The organism is Planomicrobium stackebrandtii (assembly GCF_030814955.1).
Taxonomy (GTDB): Bacteria; Bacillota; Bacilli; order Bacillales_A; family Planococcaceae; genus Planococcus; species Planococcus stackebrandtii.
This window is the reverse complement of record NZ_JAUSWB010000007.1, coordinates 252,821-273,603: the sequence shown is the minus strand read 5'-3', so window position 1 is coordinate 273,603 and position 20,783 is coordinate 252,821. Positions and strand designations below refer to the sequence as shown.

20 protein-coding genes are annotated in these 20,783 nt (G+C 43.9%); 9 read left to right on the top strand and 11 right to left on the bottom strand.

The genetic code is table 11. The annotated features are described in order from the left end of the window. Window positions 1–173 precede the first annotated feature (173 nt). Complete coding sequence (locus QOZ98_RS14760; RefSeq protein WP_308788142.1) at window positions 174–1,886, bottom strand: sensor histidine kinase; 1,713 nt, start codon at window positions 1,884–1,886, stop codon at window positions 174–176. Continuing rightward, window positions 1,873–2,589, bottom strand: coding sequence for a response regulator transcription factor (locus tag QOZ98_RS14755; RefSeq protein ID WP_308788141.1), 717 nt, complete (start codon window positions 2,587–2,589; stop codon window positions 1,873–1,875). Before QOZ98_RS14755 ends, QOZ98_RS14760 begins: the two co-directional genes overlap by 14 nt. A gap of 175 nt (window positions 2,590–2,764) precedes the next feature. On the opposite strand from QOZ98_RS14755, the gene QOZ98_RS14750 reads away from it, so the two are divergent. From QOZ98_RS14750 to bsh, 3 genes are all read left to right on the top strand, one after another. Further along, window positions 2,765–3,454, top strand: coding sequence for an ABC transporter permease (locus QOZ98_RS14750; RefSeq protein ID WP_142827976.1), 690 nt, complete (start codon window positions 2,765–2,767; stop codon window positions 3,452–3,454). Continuing rightward, complete coding sequence (locus tag QOZ98_RS14745; RefSeq protein ID WP_308788140.1) at window positions 3,454–4,359, top strand: ABC transporter ATP-binding protein; 906 nt, start codon at window positions 3,454–3,456, stop codon at window positions 4,357–4,359. Before QOZ98_RS14750 ends, QOZ98_RS14745 begins: the two co-directional genes overlap by 1 nt. A 249-nt stretch (window positions 4,360–4,608) precedes the next feature. After that, the gene (gene bsh / locus QOZ98_RS14740; RefSeq protein ID WP_308788139.1) at window positions 4,609–5,583 is read left to right on the top strand and encodes a choloylglycine hydrolase; all 975 of its coding nucleotides are present in this window, start codon (window positions 4,609–4,611) and stop codon (window positions 5,581–5,583) included. Between the two features lie 52 nt (window positions 5,584–5,635). Here bsh and QOZ98_RS14735 read toward each other — a convergent pair whose 3' ends face one another. After that, window positions 5,636–6,541 (bottom strand): LysR family transcriptional regulator, encoded by a 906-nt coding sequence (locus QOZ98_RS14735; RefSeq protein WP_308788138.1) that lies wholly within the window; start codon window positions 6,539–6,541, stop codon window positions 5,636–5,638. 105 nt (window positions 6,542–6,646) lie between these two features. On the opposite strand from QOZ98_RS14735, the gene QOZ98_RS14730 reads away from it, so the two are divergent. Next, on the top strand, window positions 6,647–7,681 hold the full coding sequence (locus QOZ98_RS14730) for a YeiH family protein (protein ID WP_308788137.1): 1,035 nt from the start codon (window positions 6,647–6,649) through the stop codon (window positions 7,679–7,681). Window positions 7,682–7,738: 57 nt separating this feature from the next. Here QOZ98_RS14730 and QOZ98_RS14725 read toward each other — a convergent pair whose 3' ends face one another. From QOZ98_RS14725 to QOZ98_RS14700, 6 genes are all read right to left on the bottom strand, one after another. Next, window positions 7,739–8,299 (bottom strand): GNAT family N-acetyltransferase, encoded by a 561-nt coding sequence (locus QOZ98_RS14725; protein WP_308788136.1) that lies wholly within the window; start codon window positions 8,297–8,299, stop codon window positions 7,739–7,741. 34 nt (window positions 8,300–8,333) lie between these two features. Beyond that, a complete protein-coding gene (locus QOZ98_RS14720; protein ID WP_308788135.1) occupies window positions 8,334–9,215 on the bottom strand; it encodes a DMT family transporter in 882 nt (293 codons plus the stop codon). Between the two features lie 49 nt (window positions 9,216–9,264). Continuing rightward, on the bottom strand, window positions 9,265–10,125 hold the full coding sequence (locus QOZ98_RS14715) for a phosphotransferase (RefSeq protein WP_308788134.1): 861 nt from the start codon (window positions 10,123–10,125) through the stop codon (window positions 9,265–9,267). A gap of 140 nt (window positions 10,126–10,265) precedes the next feature. After that, window positions 10,266–10,706 carry an NUDIX hydrolase gene (locus QOZ98_RS14710; RefSeq protein WP_308788133.1) on the bottom strand — a complete coding sequence of 147 codons (441 nt, stop codon included), beginning with the start codon at window positions 10,704–10,706 and terminating at the stop codon, window positions 10,266–10,268. A 59-nt stretch (window positions 10,707–10,765) separates the two neighbouring features. After that, window positions 10,766–11,290: an NUDIX hydrolase gene (locus QOZ98_RS14705; protein ID WP_308788132.1), complete on the bottom strand. Its 525-nt coding sequence runs from the start codon at window positions 11,288–11,290 to the stop codon at window positions 10,766–10,768. Between the two features lie 108 nt (window positions 11,291–11,398). Then, window positions 11,399–13,450 (bottom strand): GAF domain-containing sensor histidine kinase, encoded by a 2,052-nt coding sequence (locus QOZ98_RS14700; RefSeq protein WP_308788131.1) that lies wholly within the window; start codon window positions 13,448–13,450, stop codon window positions 11,399–11,401. Window positions 13,451–13,818: 368 nt separating this feature from the next. Here QOZ98_RS14700 and QOZ98_RS14695 point away from each other — a divergent pair, with 368 nt between their 5' ends. The 4 genes from QOZ98_RS14695 (at window position 13,819) to QOZ98_RS14680 (ending at window position 16,032) form a co-directional block, all read left to right on the top strand. Then, window positions 13,819–14,244, top strand: a complete 426-nt coding sequence (locus QOZ98_RS14695; protein ID WP_308788130.1) for a DMT family transporter — start codon at window positions 13,819–13,821, stop codon at window positions 14,242–14,244. Between the two features lie 11 nt (window positions 14,245–14,255). Continuing rightward, a complete protein-coding gene (locus tag QOZ98_RS14690; RefSeq protein WP_308788129.1) occupies window positions 14,256–14,921 on the top strand; it encodes a Crp/Fnr family transcriptional regulator in 666 nt (221 codons plus the stop codon). 11 nt (window positions 14,922–14,932) lie between these two features. Continuing rightward, on the top strand, window positions 14,933–15,424 hold the full coding sequence (locus QOZ98_RS14685; RefSeq protein ID WP_308788128.1) for a DMT family transporter: 492 nt from the start codon (window positions 14,933–14,935) through the stop codon (window positions 15,422–15,424). A 74-nt stretch (window positions 15,425–15,498) separates the two neighbouring features. Continuing rightward, window positions 15,499–16,032, top strand: a complete 534-nt coding sequence (locus tag QOZ98_RS14680) for a 2'-5' RNA ligase family protein (RefSeq protein ID WP_308788127.1) — start codon at window positions 15,499–15,501, stop codon at window positions 16,030–16,032. Window positions 16,033–16,139: 107 nt separating this feature from the next. Here QOZ98_RS14680 and QOZ98_RS14675 read toward each other — a convergent pair whose 3' ends face one another. Further along, window positions 16,140–18,089: a fructose-1,6-bisphosphatase gene (locus QOZ98_RS14675; RefSeq protein ID WP_308788171.1), complete on the bottom strand. Its 1,950-nt coding sequence runs from the start codon at window positions 18,087–18,089 to the stop codon at window positions 16,140–16,142. Between the two features lie 316 nt (window positions 18,090–18,405). Here QOZ98_RS14675 and QOZ98_RS14670 point away from each other — a divergent pair, with 316 nt between their 5' ends. Further along, on the top strand, window positions 18,406–18,834 hold the full coding sequence (locus QOZ98_RS14670) for a hypothetical protein (RefSeq protein WP_308788126.1): 429 nt from the start codon (window positions 18,406–18,408) through the stop codon (window positions 18,832–18,834). Between the two features lie 27 nt (window positions 18,835–18,861). Here QOZ98_RS14670 and QOZ98_RS14665 read toward each other — a convergent pair whose 3' ends face one another. Further along, complete coding sequence (locus QOZ98_RS14665; RefSeq protein ID WP_308788125.1) at window positions 18,862–20,667, bottom strand: M3 family oligoendopeptidase; 1,806 nt, start codon at window positions 20,665–20,667, stop codon at window positions 18,862–18,864. Window positions 20,668–20,783: the final 116 nt, after the last annotated feature.

The window sequence follows — 20,783 nt, the reverse complement described above, 5'->3', positions numbered from 1 at the left end:
GCTCGATGTTTCTAAATATCCAAAATAACCGTTCGTAAAAGTACACGTTTACGAACACTCTATTAACACCACGAAACCAAAACAAAGAACGTTCGCAAACGTGTTAAAACACTTTACAAATGTTCACTAACTAGCATGCACGTTTACGAACTATTTTTAAATACGCCGTTTCTTTAAACCGGAACTATAATTCTCACCGAAGTGCCTTTTTCAGGCGTACTTTCTACATGAATCGACCCGTCATGAAGCTGGATCAGCTGTTTAGTAATTGCCAGTCCAAGTCCTGTTCCTGTCGGCGTGGTATGGGTATTTGTGCCGCGGTAATAGCGATCGAAAAGTTTATCCAGTACATCCGTTTCCATTCCTATACCGTCATCTTCAATAACCACTACAAACAAATGCTGTTCAATAGCTGAGACAGAAATTTTGATTTCCGTTCCTGCTGAATTGTATTTTACTGCATTCGAAATTAAGTTTTCAATGATGCGCTGAAACCATATCGGGTCAATATGGGCGTGAATGCTTTGCGGAGCCGGCACAAATGAAAACTTCATTTCTGTGTTCGACGGATCATTGATAAACTGAATGACAATACGACGGATAAATTCATTGATGTCTGCATGCTCTTTGGCCAAAGGCAGCGCTTGATTTTTTAACCGAAACGTTAAAGTCAACTCTTCCAGCAACTCCATCATATAAGAGGATTTCTTGTTCATGATGGAAGCAAATTCTCGGGTTTCTTGTGCTGACCAATCGTAACTGGATGACTCGAGCATCTGGGCATAGCCTGAAATTGACGACAGCGGTGTTTTCAAATCGTGCGATAGTCCGCTAATCCAATCCTCGCGTGTACGTTCCAGTGTTTTCTGCTGGTGCTGATGAAGTTTCAATGTTGTGGTCAATTGTTCCAGCGTAGCGACCAAGTCTTTATAAAGTTGGAATTTTCTCTTGACCTTACCTTTTTTATTGGTAATCAAAGAGCCGTTATTCTCATTTTTTGGTTGTTCGTAATGGCCTTCTCCTAAGTTTTGGATCCACTGCATCAGCACAAGGAGCGGCAAGCCGAATTTCCGGGCATACCAAAATGTTCCAGCAGCTAATAGGATTAGCGATATTAAAAAAAACAGAAAGAGATTTCGATTTGAGAATGTTTTCTCCCAAGCTGTCGATGGTACGTTTTGGAGTCCTGAGATTACTGTTAATCCTGTTTCCGGATTTGTCAAAGATGCAAGCGACTGATTTTCATTTTTCAAATCGCCCAGCAGTTGGAGGCTATATTGTCTGTTCTTTCCAACTTCTCCAAAACTGTCCAAAACCTTACCTTCAGTACTAAGGAGCTGCATCCACGCTTGCTCTTCTGCCATCTGCTCTTTGTTTTCGGGTGTTAAGTTCAACTTTGCCTGTTGCCAGTCGATGGCTGGCGCAACAGACATTACAAAGTCTTCAGCCAAGTTTCTCTTGCCATACAATAAAAAAAGTGAATCCTCGTCCAGAAATTCAATTTCCCAATAATGGAACTGCTGGTTATCTTCGATGTTTCCCCATAACCGATCCGTAAAATCTCCAACGGTAAATTGCGTTGGCAGTACCTCAGGCGGGTTGAAAGAATCAACCACTGCTCCGCCTGCATCCAATAGGACCAGCCAGCCGTTTTGGCTCTCGGCTAATTCCTCCAGTTCTTTTTTAAGGGAATACTGATTTCTATCTTCCTCAATTCGATTGGTGAAATAGCTGGCATCCGCTTCGGTCAGATCGGTTTGAATCTCGTCTTCTGAAATGGCGAAGCCAATCACTGCCCATACGGTCAACATCAACACCAGAAAAATCAGCGACAGCAAGAATAGCTGGATGAAAAACTGCACCATAAAACGCTTATGCAGATTCATGGCCGCCTCCTTCCGGAATGAACTTATAGCCCAGTCCCCTGACTGTGACAATAAACTTCGGGCTGCTTGGACTAGCTTCGATTTTCTCTCGCAACTTACGGATGTGAACCATCACCGTGTTGTCTTCTCCAAAAAATTCTTCGCCCCATACCTTTTCGTAAAGCTGGCTCTTGCTGAACAATTGATTGGGGTGCCTGCAGAAAAACAGCAGCAATTGATATACTTGAGCAGGAAGTTCAATAGGCTGTCCGTGAAGTTTCACTTGTCCTGCCTTCGTATTGACTGAGAGCGGACCATATTCAAACAAATTCGCTTCGGTTTTCGGTTCGTTTCCAAAGCGCCGTCTCAGGTGGGCTTTAATGCGGGCTGCAACTTCAAGCGGATTGAACGGTTTGGTGATGTAATCATCCGCGCCAACGGCAAAACCAGAAAGCTTGTCCAAATCCGTCGACCGTGCTGTCAGGAAAAAAATAGATGCATCTGAAATTTCTCTAATAAGCGGACAGACTTCAAGGCCGCTCTGTCCGGGCAGCGTAATATCAAGCAAAATCAGATCATACGATTTCGTCCTGCATAAAGTCAAAGCCTCTTCTGCTGATCCTGCTTTATCAATATGAAGAAAACTCTCTCTTTTTAAAATTGTAACCAGCATGAATAAAATTGTTTGCTCATCTTCAACAATCAATAATTGCGGTTCTATCATCTTGACCCGCCCTTTCAAATAGTTTCCTGTAAACTATAATATCATTCTCTTATGTAAAAAAAGGAGAATTAAGGAAAAATTAAGGTAACGGTTCATTCCACTTAAGGAAAAAGTTCTATAATAAAAACATGCCTCACATAGAGGACATCGAAAAGAAAGTTGGAGGGAATTCACCATGATCGCGATTGGAAAAAGAGAATTTATCAGTATGTTCAAAAGCATTAAATCCATTATCATCATTGCAATATTGCTCATTACTTCTTATTATTCAGCAAAATACTCGGAAATTTTGGCTACGGCCATTGCGCTGACAGAAAAAGAAATGGCAAATATCCATACTGTCGGACTTCTGTTCGTCCTGATGTTCTTCGGTCAGCTGTTTGTGATGGGCCTGTCACATGACAGCATCAACAAAGAAAGCCATGAACGTACGATGCGTTTTCTCGTAACACGCACTTCCCGGCTTCGCATTTTGTTTGGCAAATTTGCCGGCGCCTGGTTCTTCTGGTTTGCCTCCATTCTTGTTTCGTTTTTGTTGATTTCCATATTTTCGCTTAAATTTGATTTTTTTATTTTTTCACAAGTGATCGCTTTGTCGACATTCCAAATCTCTTTGGCAATATTAATGTCTGTTGTGGTTCCCAAACCATCGATCACCATGTTTTTGGGCATCCTGATTGGGTTGCTTGCGCCAATTCTTGGAGCATGGATTGCACTGACAGATAACACTTGGATAAGCTGGCTTAAGTTCGCCAGCCCTTATTACTACCTTGTGGAAGACAATTACTTGTTTCTGATTATTTTTTGCCTTGCCGGATTGATGCTGGCAGCTGCAGCAACGATTTTTAATAGGAGGGAATTTTGATGAAAGCGATTGAAACCAGATTTTTAAATAAAACTTACGGTTCTACCCCTGTGGTTGACGGTATCAATCTTATTGTGGAGGAAGGGGAAATTTTTGGATTTCTCGGCCGCAATGGCGCAGGAAAGTCCACTTTCATCAATATGCTGACGGGCATTACGCTTCCGACGAGCGGCAGCTTTTCTCTGCTCGGTGTAGATGGACCGAGTGAACGCATTAAAAAACATATCGGCGTAATGCCTGATTATTCCACACTTTTTAATTCGATGTCAGCTATGAAACATTTGAAGTTTCTTTCTTCCCTGTCTGGCAGATCCGTTTCTGTGGCAGAATGCCAACATGTATTAAAGCTTGTTGGGTTAGAAGAAGCAGGCAAGAAAAAAGTCAGCAAGTTTTCGTTTGGCATGAAGAAGAAATTAGGGATTGCACAAGCCATCATTCATGATCCAAGCCTGATTTTTCTGGATGAACCCACTTCCGGGCTGGATGCCGAATCCGCCTTGCACATACATAAGCTGATCGTTTCATTGCAGCAGCAAGGAAAGACTGTTTTCATGACGTCCCACAACCTTGATGAGGTCGAAAAGATATGCTCCACCATTGCCATCATGAAGGACGGGGGCATCATCAAAAGCGGTACAATGGATGAACTGCGCTCCTATTACCGATCCGCAATCACCGTTCAGCTGAAGCATGATCCAATTCCAGCCGGCGAAGCTCAAAAACTGTATGCCTGGCTGGAAACTGCCGGTACAGAACTTCAGAAAACACCGGCATTCACCACCATTACTGTTGGAAGTGAACTAAAGATTGCCGAAATCATTCGTGCTTTCACAAACTGCCATGTGAACATCTTCCGGGTAGAAGTCAATGAGCCCTCTTTAGAAGAGATGTTCCTAGCAGAGTAGCAATAAATAGTTAAATTGTAGAACAGCGTCACAGAGATGGTTTTTCCATTTCTGTGACGCTGTTCATTGCAAGTTAGATGAAAAATTATTTTAAATGAAACTAATCTTCAGGCCAGCTTAATCCTTTAAAAATTTGCCAGCTATCATGTTCTTTAAGCTATACTACAAGTAATACACTACTCGAGATGCTTTGTCAGTGCCGTTGTCATAGTCTAACAAAATACTAATATCTGATAGGAGTCTAAAGCTATGTGCACATCGCTTACTTATTCGACTAAAGACCATTATTTCGGACGCAATCTGGATTTGGAGTTGTCTTATGGAGAAGCAGTCACCTTTACTCCCAGAAACTTCCCTTTTGAATTCCGAAAGGCCGCTAGTTTGCCCAATCATTATGCTTTGATTGGCATGGCAGCTGTCGTAGATAACTACCCACTGTATTTTGATGCAACGAATGAAAAGGGATTAAGTATGGCAGGATTGAATTTCCCTGAAAATGCTTATTTTTTCCCTGAAGTGGATGGCAAAGATAACATCTCTCCTTTTGAATTTATCCCATGGATTCTTGGACAATGTGAAACAGTCATTGAAGCCAAAAAACTGTTATCAAAAATCAATCTTGTGAATGTTAATTTCAGTGAGCAATTGCCTCTGTCTCCTTTGCATTGGATGATCGCCGATCAATCCCAGTCAATCGTGGTGGAATCTGTAAAAGAAGGCTTAAAAGTGTATGACAACCCTGTTGGCGTTTTGACAAACAACCCGCCTTTTGACTATCAATTGTTCAATTTAAATAATTACCGCCATATTTCCCCAACAGTTTCGGATAATAATTTTTCCCAACAAGTCGAGTTGACTGTTTACAGCCGCGGCATGGGCGGACTGGGGCTTCCAGGGGATTTATCCTCCGCTTCCCGATTTGTCAAAGCGGCTTTTACGAAATTGAATTCCGTATCAGGCGATTCCGAATTTGAAAGCATCGGCCAATTTTTTCACTTGTTAAAGTCAGTAGAACAGCAAAGAGGCGCATGTGAAGTAGAAGAAGGGAAATTCGAATTCACGATTTACTCTTCCTGCTGCAATATGGATAAAGGGATTTATTATTACACTACTTATGAAAACAGCCAAATTTCGGCGGTCAATATGCACCATGAAGATCTGGACGGCTTGGAATTGACGACTTATCTCCTGGTAAACTCGCAGCAAGTCAATTCTATAAATTAATACTCGCAATATAAAAACGATCCTGCATAATATTGCAGAATCGTTTTTTCATTTATTGAATCTTAAAATCAGTGAGTTCCTTATGACTCTTCAACAATTCCAAAAATGCGGAAAGCGCCTTTGTCTGGAATGGCGAACGGGTGACGATGGAAAAATTGCGAGTATAAGGCAACTCTTTCACATCCAGTACTTTTATGTCTCCATAGCGCAGTTCTTTTTGAACCGCCCATTCTGATAAGAGGCTGATGCCCATACCCGCTTCAACCATGGCTTTGATTGGCTGGGTACTGCTGAAATGCATGATGGACTGGGGAGCGATTGAAAATTGCTTGAAGACGTTTTCGGATGCTTCCCTTGTGCCGGAGCCAAGCTCTCGCAAGATCCAAGTTTCTTCGATCAATTCTTTCATTGTTATCGGCTCTTCGCGGCCTGCCAACGGATGATCGGCTGATGCCACAATAACCATTCGATCTTCCGCGAACGGTTCGGTCTTCAATTCCTGCACTCCTTTGAAGTGGCCTTCTACTATGCCGACATCCAGCTGATGGCTGAGCACGAGTCCAGCAATCGTTGTCGTGTTGCCGATGGTGACGGTCGGCTTAATGTCTGGATACTGTTGTTTGGCCTCTGCGATTATCCGCGGCAGCAAGTATTCGCCAAATGTGTAGCTCGCACCGATGGCAATTGACCCGCTTGCTTTGTTGGTCAAGTCGTCAAGAAGGTGGTTCATTTTAGCGTAAAGCTCTTTGATTTCAATGGCGTGGTGATAGACGATTTCCCCTGCTTTGTTCAGCCGCACGTATTTATTGGTTCGCTCCAGCAATTTGACGCCCGTGCTGTCTTCCAATGACCGGATATACTGGCTGACAGCAGGCTGCGTCATGTGCAGCTCTTCCGCTGCTTTGGAGAAATTCTTCTTTTCAATGACTTTGAGAAACACTTCCAACCGCTGATCCATCCTGATCCCCACTCTCATATAGCAGAATACTTATTATCACTATATTAAATAATTATTTTACTAATGTATAGCCTTTTTCTATACTTACTTGCAGGAGGTTTCACCATGACTGCAAACAACACAAACTCTTTCCAACCCAACTCTAATCCTTTGACACCAAAAACTGCCTGGATTGGCGGCGTCCTGTTTACATTCCTGATTGCATTTCTCGGTTATGGATTGGCTCAGGTGCCCGGCTTTGATCAGGTCGGCCAACTGGCTTGTGCCATTATCATCGCTGTTTTCTATCGGCAGATTTTCGGCTACCCAAATGCCATCCGTTCCGGGATCACCTTTTCTTCAAAACGCTTGTTACGTGTTGCCATCATTCTTTATGGATTAAAATTGAACATTGATACGGTCTTTAGCGATGGGCTGGGTTTATTGCTGCGGGATATGGTCGTCATCGCTTTCGCGATTCTACTTACCGTATGGCTGGCGAAACGCTTTAAGGCAGATAAGACCATTTCGCTGCTGCTCGGCGTCGGTACAGGCGTTTGCGGAGCGGCGGCCATTGCGGCAATCGCCCCGATCATCAAAGCAAAAGACGAAGATACGGCAATCAGCGTCGGCATCATTGCGCTTATGGGCACGGTCTTTGCCATTTCCTATACCATTCTTCGTCCATTCTTGCCGCTTGATGACATTGAATACGGCATGTGGGTCGGCATCAGCCTTCATGAAATCGCCCATGTGGCTTTGGCCGGAGCACCTGCTGGAGAAGACGGCTTGGCCATTGCGCTTCTAGGAAAATTGGGCCGCGTCTTTCTGCTCGTCCCTCTTTGCTTTATCTTTATATTCCTGATGAAACGCAAAAACAAAGAGGAGAAAACAGACGCTTCGATCCAATTCCCTTGGTTTCTTCTCGGGTTCATCCTCTTGAGTGTTCTGGGAAGCTACGTCTTTGGACATTCTGTTCCTTTCCCGGAAGCGCTGCGTGAGTTTGTGTCGACAGCGACGACTTGGCTGTTGACGGCGGCAATGGTCGGGCTCGGTTTGACGGTCAGCCTGCGCGATTTGCGGGAACGCGCCATGCTGCCGCTGGCTGCGATGACTATCACATCCATTTTGCTGTCCGTCTTTGCGTATTATGCAGTTTGATGAGATTAGAATACATAAAAAGGAAATGCACTGGCCAATAGGCTGTGCATTTCCTTTTTATGTTTGGTTCCGCGCTGTCCATTCCTCGCGCAGCACCCCCATTTTAATGGCATCAAAATGTTTCCCATCTACAATGCGTGCCTTACGGATGCGTGCTTCTTCCTTCATCCCCAGTCTTTCAGCGACTTTCATCATGCGCTCATTGCCCGACCAAGTCGACATGCCCAGCCGGTGCAAATCGGTGTATGTAAACAAGAAGTTTATCCATAAACGATAGGCCTCAGAACCATACCCGCCGTTCCAGTAATCGGTGTCGTAAATGACTTCACCCGTTTCCAGCCAGTTTGTATGCGGGTCCACCCAATAACCTCCTACATAGCCGATCGCTTTGCCGTCGGCTATGATGACGAGCGATGCCGGAACGCCTTTGGCAATCTCTTGCTCTTCCAGCCACTTGTTTCGGTGTTGCTCTCTATTCAGCCAAGCTTCAGGAATATAAGGACCGTTCCATTTTTTCGCTTCCTGCTGTGGATCTTCATAGCGCCAGTAGTAAAGCTCGCCCAGCAGCGCTTCTGTTGCTCCTGTAAGTTCGATCTTTTTTCCAGCAATCTTTACCAAAATAGAATACATCCTTTCTTACTTGCTTTCTGCTTTAAACCGTTACTTTTACCGCTATTCGCTTTTCTGGCCAATTCACTAAGAAAATTCCCGCAAAGATCAAACTTCCGCCGATCAACAGAGGCAACCCGATTTCTTCTCCCAGCACAAGCCATCCGGAAACGATGCCGAAAAAAGGAGCCAAAAAGAGAAAAGCACTCACTTTTCCAGAATCCCCTTTCTGCAGCAAATGGAACCAGATTGTAAATTGAACAATTGAAGCAGGAATGGTAAGCCATAACAAAATGGATAGGGATGTAGAATTGACGACAAAATAGGCATTTTCCAGTAAGGCAGAACCCACCAGTAAAATGATTCCGCCAAACAGCATCTGGTAGGCGGTCAATACCCACATATCTATGGAAACTCCCCATCTCTTAATCAACAGCGTTCCTACTGCCCAAAAAACTGCGCTTGAAAAGCCAAATAAAGTGCCAATTCCGATGCCTAACTGGCTTCCCATCGTGACGAAAACACCTAGAAATCCGATAATGACCCCTATCCACTGGATCAGCCGGTAGCGCATGCCAAGTGCCAATGTTCCAAATATCACAACCAATAATGGATTCATAAAAGTTAAAATGGCAGATTCCCCGGAAGTGATGGTCCGTAAACTCAAAAAGATGGCACCCATGACGCCTGCGGTTTGAACAGCACCAATCACCACTACTTTTCCCCATTCGACTGCCGTTTTTGGATGTTTTCTTTTAAACAGCAGCACAAAGACGATCATGATGCCGCCGGCAATGGTAAACCGCGTCCCTGCCAACAGCAAAGGTGAGACGTGGATCAAGCCGATTTTCGCCACGACAAAGGAAGATCCCATTAACCCGGTCGTCAAGATTACCAGAAATGAGAAAATCAGTTTTTCTTTCAATCTGCCACACTCCTTTGCATACTAAAACTCAGTTACCTTGGAACATCGTTTAACAATTCCTGCCCTGTGCAAGTCGGCTCCAGTAATCCCATGCCTTCACATATGCGGGAAAGTCTACCGGATGGTGTTTTACACAAATCGCGAGCCGCACGTATAAACCGATCAATACTTCTTCATAAAGCTGCTTTTTCTCAGGCAGATCCGCGGACATGCCTGAGAAAGCGAAATCCAAAGTTTCTTTCGTCAAGCTGGCTGGCGATGAAAAGAACGCATAGATCAAGTCGTAATGCGGCAGCCCTAAGATTGGGGTGGGGTCGATGACACCTGCCAGTTGCTTTTCACGCATAATAAAATTATGGAATCCACAGTCCCCATGAATGAGAAAAGGTTCCCTGTTCCAATGTTGTTCAACTGGAAATGGTGCAGTAATATGTAATTTTTTCTTTTTTAAAAATGGAACTAAAATTTGCTGAGCTGCCTGTACTTCTTCTGTTAAAAATTGTTTCCATGAACTAGCTGGTGCATCCTGCCACCCCCAGGATTCATTTACAGAAACAGGCTGGTAGTGGTTGATCAAACGTTCAACGAGTGTTTGGAGAAGCTCTCCCTTGCCCCCGATAAGGGATGTGGCGGTGGATCCAGGAATGTATGTATAGACTATATACCGATGGGAAACATCCACAGCCACTAACTCTGGCAAAAGGGATGCCTTTTGGTAGGCGATAAGAAATTCAGCTTCTGGCCTGGTTACGTGGGCTTTATTGAATTTCAGGACATAAGCCGCATCCTTTCCGTGGTGAAGGAGAAAAACTTGGCTCATTGTTCCTCCGGTCAAAGCTTTGTATTTCCAATTAGCCGGCGGCAGAAGTTTCTCTTTAGTCAATTGGGTAATAATCGTTGAAATATCCATTTGGAGCCTCCCAACTAGAGTCAACTGGATGCAATAATCATACCATTATTCCGTTTGGCAATTTGCAATACATAATTTATTCCAACCAAACTTAAAAGGCCAGGAGCAGATTCAATCGCTCTTGGCCGAATTGGATGATGCTAAAATTCTATGTAAAACGGATGGCTGCTGCTATCGAGGCAATACTCGATTCGTTCCCTGAAGTTTTTACATGTGACCATAGTGAGGGCCTCGGCAACTGGATAAAAGGCTACTTCCAAGCTTTCAGCCGAGGTGGTTTCTATGCCGCCAACCGGTTTTGCCAGGAAAAGTGTGTTGCAGATGGAACCTTCCACATTTTGAAAAACCCCACAAAACTTTTCGATTCTAATGTCTATACCTGTCTCTTCTTTTGCTTCCCGGATAGCTGCCTCTTTAAGCGATTCTCCTTCCTCAACCTGACCGCCAGGCATTTCCCAACCTCTCCGTGGCCCCTTGATCAGCAAAATTTCACCTTGGTCATTAAGGACGATTGCAGCTGCAGAGAGAATATGTTTTGGCGGTGAAAAATCTGAAGCCACATTGTGTTTTTGTATACTCACGGCATACCCCTCCTAAAATTTCAGAATTTCAATTCATATTAGTCAATCACATCAGTCATTCAATTAATATTTAGTGTCTTTGCCTTTTTACTGATGCAGTTGTTGTAGAGCTTATATCGCTCCCATACTTTTGGGACAACTAGCTGGTCACTATTCATTTCTTCCCATTCAGCCAATGTGACAAATTTGGCTCCGCATACTTCTCCATCTTGGAGGTTAAGATCCGTCAGCTCTAATTGCTTCGGGCTCTTCCACATATAACTGTCCAAAAAGTAGACGTCTTTTTTCAAACTGCCGATAAGCTGTAGGTCTTTCGGATCCGCAACAAGCCCGGTTTCTTCTTCCAGCTCACGAACCGCTCCGACCAAACTTGTTTCCCTGGCAGTAACCGAGCCGCCTGTACATTCCCATAACAACGGATACGTCTTCGCACCATCACGTTGGGTGACCAGCAATTTGCCATCCCTGTTGAAAGTGAAGATTTCCACCACAATGTGGTATTCACCTGGCGTCATTGCTTGACCTCTCATGTGCTGCTTACCAAGCAGCTTTCTTTCATCATCAAATAAGTCCCAGATTTCCATAGCGTTACTCTCTCTTTCTTGTCTGTAAATGACGAATGAATTGTCCGTCCTGTGGAGAAAAAGACAAGATGCAACTGCACCTTGCCTTTTTCTCCTTCCATTTACTTATTATTCAAGATGAAACTTGATTGAAAATACGGTACCTTCATTGCTTGATTGCACTTCGATTTTCGCATTGTGGCGCGCGGCAATGGCATATGAAACACCCAGTCCTAGGCCAGTGCCATTGTCTTTTGTCGTATAGAAGGGCGTGCCGATTTTTCTTAACACTTCCTCACTCATACCGGCACCTTGATCTTGAATTTCAAGAACCACTGTATGCTCGTCTTCCATATAGGTGCGGATAGAGAGCATTTTTCCCGGTTCCATCGCTTCCAAGCCATTTCGGCAAAGGTTAATAAGCAATTGGCGGATTTCGTCACGGTTCAAGAACATTTCAGGGATGCTTCTATTTTCAAACTGGATTACTTTGTTTTGATTGAAGGTATCAATCTCTAATAACGGAGAAATGTCACAAATTATGGCATTCAAATCCAGCATTTCCAAATCTGATGACCGGGTATTGCCCATCGACAAAAATTCCGAAATGATGGAATTGGCACGATCCAGCTCATCAATCATAAGGTCAAAATACATATTGAAATGCTGCAATTCTTTATTGCTTGTCAACAGTTGCAAAAATCCGCGGACAGTTGTCATCGGATTGCGGATTTCGTGGCTGATTCCTGCAGCCATCTGTCCGATCAGTTCCAAATTGGACAAGCGCTTTAGTTCATTTTCATAGATTTTTTTCTCAGTGGTGTTTTTGCATAAGCAGCAAATGCCATCATCAAATGGATACACGACTACGTCGAACCAATAGGAATCCGCTGCAGAAGATACCTCGAAATGCACCGGCAATCGCTCTGACATGGCTCGAGACAACTCTTTATGGAGAATGCCGTGGAATTTGTCAGGAAAGATGGACCAAATCGTCTCACCCATGACACTTTCCGCCGTTTTTCCATGTGGCAGCGGCTGATGGCGATTGATATAGATAACTTCCCACTCTTTGTTCAAGGCGAAAAAACCGTCCGTTATGCTGTCGATTACATTGGTGACTTTTTCATTGGCATTGGCCAATTCACTGGTCCGTTTTTTCACACGAAGCTCCAGGAGGTCCATATACGTTAAATTGGAATACGTTAATGCCGTTGCATCAACGATTGACTGTGCCAAGTGCACCTGTGACTTTTCATCAGACTGCAGCGTTTCCATCAAACAGGCAATGGCGACAAAGCCAAAAGCGTCTCCTTTGGAAATTAAGGGAATGAGCAGCAGCCTGCATCTTTCCTCGCTCGGAATAAATTTGATCTTTTGCTGGACGATCACTTCATCGACAACATTTCCATGCTCCCGATTTGATTGAATATCAATTAACGCTCTTTTCCATTCGTCCTCTGTCCAGTCAGCTTCCTTGCTCATTCCCTTAAAGCAAAGAGCGTCGGCATCGTTCGGATCGTTTAAATAAACCGCAACGTTTTGGCAATCCACCGCTTTGTTTAAATAATAAAAACAAGTATCCAAACTTTCCTCAACGGTTGAACACCTGGAAAGCTCACGATTGGCATCAAGCAGCAGCTGCTTTTCAGCAATCAGCTGTTCTTTCTGCTTTAAGTTGTTAGCGTTTTGGATGGCCACTGCTGCCATATTGACATACGCTTCTACGCTTTGGATCTGAACCTCTGAAATATTCATCGGTTTGCCGCAATCAAACAAAAACACGAGTCCAAATAAGTGATCTTCATAAATGATGGGGAGCCCAAGAAGGGAGTGAATGTTAAATGCAGCGACTGCCCCTGGGTTTGGCCGGTTGTCCCTGAATGTATCCGGAATATAAATGGTCTGTTTAGTAGTGACGACATCTTTTGCAAATGGATCTGTTTCAAGGTCGATTTTTTGTGACAGAATGGAATGTCCATTGATGGATTCCGGTTTCCCTGCCACCGCCTTAAAGTTTCCGGTGCCATCCGGCAAGTATATCCCGACAGAATCACATTGAACGATTTCTTCGGATATAGCGGTGGTGACATGCTTCAGCATCTCGTTCAGTTCAAGCTTCGTATTAATGATTTTCGTTAGATCTGCCAGCCTGGAATATCTATTTTGTTCTTTCAACATGGCTATTCGCTCCGCTCTTGATCATCATGAAATGAAGATTTTCGTATTTGTTGTTGCAAAACCACTCTATTTCATCAAGATATTATGTCAGTAGCTTACCATATATTAATTTATCGGGGCTGATAAATTTTAGCTTCCTTCGGTGAAGAGCTATTTTTTTATTGTTTGTTGTTGCTTGTAAAGAAAAATTGCCTCCAGCAGAATCACACTTAAATAGTTCTCTATCCTCTTCTATGTTTTTAACAAAGTTTAATTATGTCCTGCAGATTTAGCCAGCATCCGATACAATAAACCAAAAGGGACATATGTCCTTTTATACTCCTATTTTGTTCCTGTACATTAAAATGAAAGAAAGGCGGGTGGACGGAATGAAAGGTATCTTTTTTGCACTGGCAGGCGGTTTTTTCCTGACGTTTCAAAGTGTCGCCAACGCGACAATCAGCGACAGCATTGGCACTTGGCAGGCAGCGACCATGACACAATTCACAGGTTTTGTACTGGCGCTCTTGATCGTCCTCTTGCTGCGGGATCAAACCTACCAAAACTTAACGCAAGTTCCACTCCTGTATGCGTCTGGCGGAATGCTGGCAGCCGTGGTCCTTTACAGCAATATGACCGCCGTACACCGGATGGGCGTTACGTTGACCATTGGGATATTCCTGATCGCCCAGCTCATCACCGCCGTGCTGATTGACGGCAAAGGCTGGTTCGACATGACAAAGCAGAAGATTGGCCGCACTCAGATTGCCGGATTAGCATTGATGATCGCAGGTGTTATTGTATTGAAGTGGTAAGGAGGATGACAATGGATCAAGCCATCAACGATTATCTTCATCGGTTTGAACTGGCAGATTTATTTCCGAAACAGATCCAGCAGTCTATGCAGATCGTAAGTTTATCGGGCGGGGAGCGTTTGCTGTCTCAAGGGGACGATTCCGAAGCGTTTTACCTGCTGGTTGAAGGAAAACTGAAGATTTCCATGCTGTCTCCGGAAGGAAAACGGCTGATTTTGGCATTTAAAAGCCCATTCGATTTGGTAGGTGACATCGAATACGTCCAGCACTGTCCGCTCATTAACACGGTAGAAGCCGTTTCCAACACCCGGGTCATCCGGATCCCTTATGATGTATTGCGAAAAGAGATGGGAGACAATGCCGCATGGCTCCAGTTTCTCCTGAAAATCATTACGCAGAAATTCGAAATGAAGTCATCTGCCATGAACTTCAACTTGCTTTATCCGGTAGATGTTCGTTTGGCGAGCTACCTGCTGTCCATGACACCGACGCAGCCGAAGCTTGATGCAACTTCCCTTGTTGATATGGCAGACTTGATTGGCACAAGCTACCGGCATTTGAACCGGGTCCTGCTGCAATTCCAAAAAGCCGGCTGGATCACCAAGAAGCGTGGCAAGATCACCATTCTTGACCGAGCCTCCCTGCTCGCTCAGGCGGGTCAAAATATTTACGAATAGGAGCACACTATATGGCAATCGGCATCTTACTGGCATTACTCGGCGGCGCGTTTGTCTGTCTGCAAAACACATTTAATGCCAACGTCAAAAAACGGGTCAGCGTCTGGTCTACCACGGCCCTTGTTTTGCTGCTCGGATTTTTGGCATCTCTTGCTGCAGGACTGGCTTTTGAAGGGACAGGCCTGTTTAGATTCCAGGCACAGCCCTGGTTCTGGTTCAGCGGCATTCTCGGAGTTGGCGTCGTCGCCTGTGTGACCCAAGGCGTCCAAATTCTTGGTCCGAGCCGCGCCATTTCCCTCATCATGGTATCGCAAATTTTCTTCGGCTTGATGTGGGACACGCTCGGCTGGTTCGGCTTGGAAAAAGTGCCTTTTACTTGGCAGTCCATGTTCGGCGTGCTGTTGATCAGCGGCGGCGTTTTGCTGTTTCAACTGGGTCCGAAACTGGAACATCCTGAACGGAGCCGAAAATCTGTCAGAGTTCGCGAATCTGTAAAAGAGTAAATAAAGTAGAACATGATACTTCTAAAGTTCAACTTAAATGGATTGGTAAAACTAGTTTCATTAGGGGGATTTGTTTGCAGTATTTCATTGGCATTGTGCCGCCAGAAGAGTTTAAAAACAAAATCATAGAATTCCAACAGAAATATAGTTCACCTAAACTTACGGCTAGAGTCGAACCGCATCTCACTTTAAAAGCACAAGGTGGATTGGCCGAGGATAAGGCATGGATTGATCAGGTCAAAATGATATGTGCCAGTTTTTCTTCTTTCAAATTGAGGATTAGTGATCCACAAATTTTTGGAGACGATATTTTATATCTAAGCGCACGCTCGCCTGAACTTTTCAATCTTCACAACAAAATAGTTCAAGAGATCTCTCCAACCCAAGAAACAATAAAAAAATACTTTGAGTCGGAAGATTTTACCCCTCATATAACTTTAGGTAAAACTGTTTACGGAACATCCCAAAAAGAATTGATCGATATGAAAATCCAAGCTGAAAAAGAACTGGGTCCATATCCTTCTTTTGAAGTAACATTTATTAGAATTTACGAAGAAAGCGAATTTGGAAACTACACAACATATTTAGATATCGAGTTGAAACAGTGACATCAAAAGGTTCGACAGATGAATCGCGAAGCATATTTTCAGATTCACTTTTATCCCGACAAAAAAAGGAAGAGCCAGCCCAATCGCTGAAGCTCTTCCTTTTCCTGTTACACTTTAAATGAGGTTCTCTGCATATATCGGTATTCTCTTAAACTGTTCAAATTAAAAATTTCCTGCAACAGCCCTTCACCAATATTCGTTTCCCGCACTTTTTTGCGTTCCAGTTCTTCGTCAACAAGCCGCTTGATGGACAATACATCCGTTCCATTTTGCAGCACTTCTTCTTTTGAGTTAAACAGCTGATGGGCGACCAGCTGCATGCCGTATGAATTGTACAGCAAGGTATAACCGGCGATTCCTGTAGTAGACTGATAAGCTTTTGAGAATCCGCCATCGATGACCAGCATTTTGCCATTCGCTTTGATCGGGTTTTCCCCATCCCGCTCTTTGACAGGCGTATGGCCGTTAATAATGCGGCCATAATCTGGATTCAATTCAAATTCCTCCAGTATTTTGCGGCACATTTCCTCGTCTTCACGCAAATAATAATAAGGGTTTTTACGTTCCTTATGGGTCTCTTTGTCCTTGATAAAGTAACGCTCAAAAGTCGTCATTTCCCGCTTCCCGAAAAGGGATGAATATTCTCCGGTCCACAAGTACCACACCATATCGGTCGCGAAATCATCGGTTTCTTCCGGATGGGCGAAGGAATAGCGCAAATAATGTTCGAAAAGATCCAGCAGTTCCCTGCCAGCATAGCTTTTTCCTTCGATCTCCATTTTCTCCATATTGCCTTCTTCATCAAGCGGAATACAGCCATGAATAAGCAAATTGCCGTTGTATTTTAAATAAAGGCTGCCTTTTTTCATAAGGAAGTTCATATGCCGCGTCATTTTTTCTGAATGCTGCATAGAAAACAGTAGCTTATCCATCACCAGTTTTTCTTCATCCAATAATTCATCCGGCTGCTCGGGATTGATCGTCGCAAAACACGTATTTTCCAACGGGTAGGTTTTGCCGTGGATCGTCGCTTCCTTTTTCTCGTAATCGACTTTTTCCAACAACAAGCGGTCTTCCATCGCAAAGCACGGACGCCTCTTAATGATCGGGCTTTCCAGCTTGAACTGAATAACGGAAATCGCCTGATGAATTTTGGTGATCTGCAGCTGCTCCTGCTCGGTCAGTTTTTCATCTGAAATCCGTTTTGGATGGAATGCCGGATTGTCGTCGTAATACTTCTCCGCAAGATTCAGCAATGGTCTCAAGTTGATGCCATATACATCTTCGATAATATCCAGATTATTGTAGCGTGCACAGATACGAAGAATGTTCGCCAGGCACACTTTCGATCCGGCATAAGCACCGATCCACAGAACGTCATGATTTCCCCATTGAATGTCCACGGAGTGGTAATCGATGAGTGTATCCACAATCTTGTGCGGATCCGGACCCCGGTCGTAAATGTCGCCAACTACATGCAAATGGTCCACCGTTAAGCGCTGCGTCGTATAGGCAAGCCCAACAATCAGTTTATCAGCTTGGCCCAAAGCGATGATTTGTTCAACCATTTTGGCGTAATAGTCTTTTTTGTTTTTAAACTCATCAGTCTTGTACAGCAGCTCTTCAATGATGTAAACAAACTGCTTGGGCAGCGCTTTGCGCAGTTTTGAGCGGGTGTATTTGGAAGCTGCATAGGAAATAAGCTTCAGCATCCGCTCAATCACTTCTATGTACCATGCCTGCAATTCCTTTTTGCTGGTGTAATTGCTTTTGATCAGTTGCAGTTTTTCTTCCGGATAATAAACCAGTGTCGCAAATTCATTAAGCTCTTTTTCGCTCAGTTCATTCTTGAATAAGTCTCTTATTTTCACTTTCACATTGCCGGAACCGTTTCGCAGAACGTGCTGAAAAGCCTGGAACTCCCCGTGTAAATCGCTTACAAAATGTTCCGTTCCTTTGGGCAGATCCAGGATGGCTTCAAGATTGATGATTTCAGTTGCGACTTTTTCTTCACTGTCGTATTTTTGCGCTAACAAATCCAAGTATTTTAAGTTCAACATCACGTAATCCCCCTTCGTGTCTCGCTCCCATTCTTCCATCGGAACAACAGAAACGGATAGTTTAAGAATTCTAATTAAGGATCAACAGCTGGCTAAACTCATTGTACAGATGTCTTTAGACATTTCATAAAATGGTTTTATTTGGATAGAAAAAATCGTATTATTAATTACATAGGTCGCCTTAACCAAATCGTGAAAAAGAAGTATCTCTTATGACTCAGTTTACAGCAGAAATGCGGTAAGCTCTAGTGCAAAAAAACAGGACGGTAAAAAAAAAGCATTCCATCCATCTAGAGAAAACGAGGTAGTTGCCTTGATTAAATTTTCGGTGATCCAAAGTATTGATTCATTTCCCAGATGGGAAGAAATTTTGGCGGTCGCACTTGGCCTGGCTAATGAATTTAGTGTTGTATTCCCAAACGGAGATCCTGATCCAGAAAATCCTTTAATGAACGGCAAACCTGAAATTGAGTCTTTGCCGGATTTAAAAGTGGGGCGCTGGCCAGATATGGAGAACAGCTCGATTTATTTTGGAAGTCTTGACGATTCCATACGCAAGTTGATGATGGAGTTTAACCGCCAAAATCCGGACCAGGACTTCAGCTACCTGTGGCATTACAGCCTGTACCGAAACGGAATTGAATTGCTGAATGTCCAAGATTTTACTGTTTGTCTAACGGATTTGGATACCGAATTGACCGACAGTCTTGAGAAACTGCAGATAGACTGGCGGGATGATTAGGATTGAACCTATATGTTATAACAAAGTTTATTCGGATTTGAAGCCATACTTATCGGTCAGCTTCAGATACATTTCTATCGCTTCTTTCAACGATTGCTGGGCAGCATCCCAAAATTCCTGGTTTGTAAGATCAACCCCTAAAAAGGATTCTGCCAGTTGTTCGATGGTCATTTTACCTGAATGGCGCAAGAGCTCATCATACTGCTTGGAAAAGTCAGCCTCTTCCCTTTGAGCACGAGCGTAAACACCGTTGCTAAACAAGTAGCCTATAGTGTACGGAATGTTGTAGAAGGATTTTTCCGCATCGTAGAAATGGCTGATGTACATCCATTGATAAGCAGCCGGCTCCTCAATGGAATCTTCATAAAACACATTTTCAGTCTCAATGAGCAGGCTGGAGATTTCTTCCGCGGAAAGCAATCCTTCCTTCCGCTTTTCGTAAAACCGCTGCTCAAAACGGAACATATTGGGCACCGTGACAAGGTATTTAAGGCCCTCGATGATTTTAATTTCAAGCAATGCTAACTTTTCCTCATCGCTATCCGCTTGGCTGATGACGGCATCCAGCACGAGGTTTTCCATGAACGTAGAAGCCGTTTCCGCTACGCTTGTACCTTTTTGCTGAGCCAGGGCCGGCTCTTCATGTAGGATGAAGTTGTGATAGGCATGGCCCAGTTCATGGGCAAGTGTAACAATGTCCTGGTACGTTTCACGGTAAGTCAGGAAAATACGGCTTTCCTTGGAAAGCGGCATCGATGCACAAAACCCGCCTTCCGCCTTATTTGGCCGGTTTTCTGTTTCAATCCAACCTTCTTCAAATGCCTTTTCGGCAAAGCACCCCAGCTTTTCACTGAACTGATGGAATTGTCTGCAGATCAGACTTTTAGCGTCAGCATAAACTATTTTCTCAGCTGCAGCAAAACTTGGAGATTCTACGTCAAACCAACTGGTTTTTTTATGCTGGTCCACTTTAATTTTTCGTTGGAAATAAGCCTGGTACAGACTCTTGTTGGCATCAATGGAAGCCATCATCGACTCAATGGTACCCTCCTGAATACGGTTGTGATCCAGCGTTTCTTTCAGGTCATTGTCCCATCCCCGCTGCTTGTAAACATCCAGCCGAAATCCTGCAATTCGGTTCCAAATAGCTGCGAATGCATCAGCTTCTGCAGCACAAACCTTTTCAATAGCCGACGCAGCCGCCTGGCGATCTTTCTGTGCAGCAGAGTAAACCGCTCTGTGGAGACCCTCCCCAATTGACACTTCCTTCCTCTCTCCATCGATTTCCAAAGAAACTTTTAATTTAGTCAGCATTAACTCGTGCTGCTGCTCCCACGCCATAATTCCGTTGACAGACAAGGCATTGATTATTTTTTCCAGTTCAATCGGCAGAAGATTTTTGCTGGCTGCTCTTCGTTCCTCCAAATAAAAAGACAGGGGCCGCACGTCTTCACTGCAAATCCATTTATTCCAAACTTCCTGCGGGATTCCACCAAGAATTCGATCCAGCTCACTTTGTGCAGAAGTTAGCTTCACTTTCACGACGGCACTTTTTTCCATCAATGCAGCTCCTGCCGAATCCGCAACATCCTCGGCGTATACGCAGATTGAATAATCATCGACTTCTTCCCAGCCGCTTAATGCAAATTGGAATTGCTGCAAGATTTCTAATAGTAGCGGCAGTTCAGCACGCGCTTGATAAGCTTGAAGATTGCTTTCCAACTTTTCAAGCGTCTCGGTTAACTCTTCGAACAAACCCATCAACTTACTTGAATGACCTTTTCCCTCGTATAAAGAATCCAAGTTCCAGTTTTGCATAGCTGCCTGTTCCAATCCAATTCCCCTTTTTGTTTGCGTCATTTTCTTGTTTTGAACTTACTCACCTTCTTTACCTTTATTCTGCATTTATCTGGAAATTCCTTGTGAAAATAAAAAAGAACAGAGAAGAA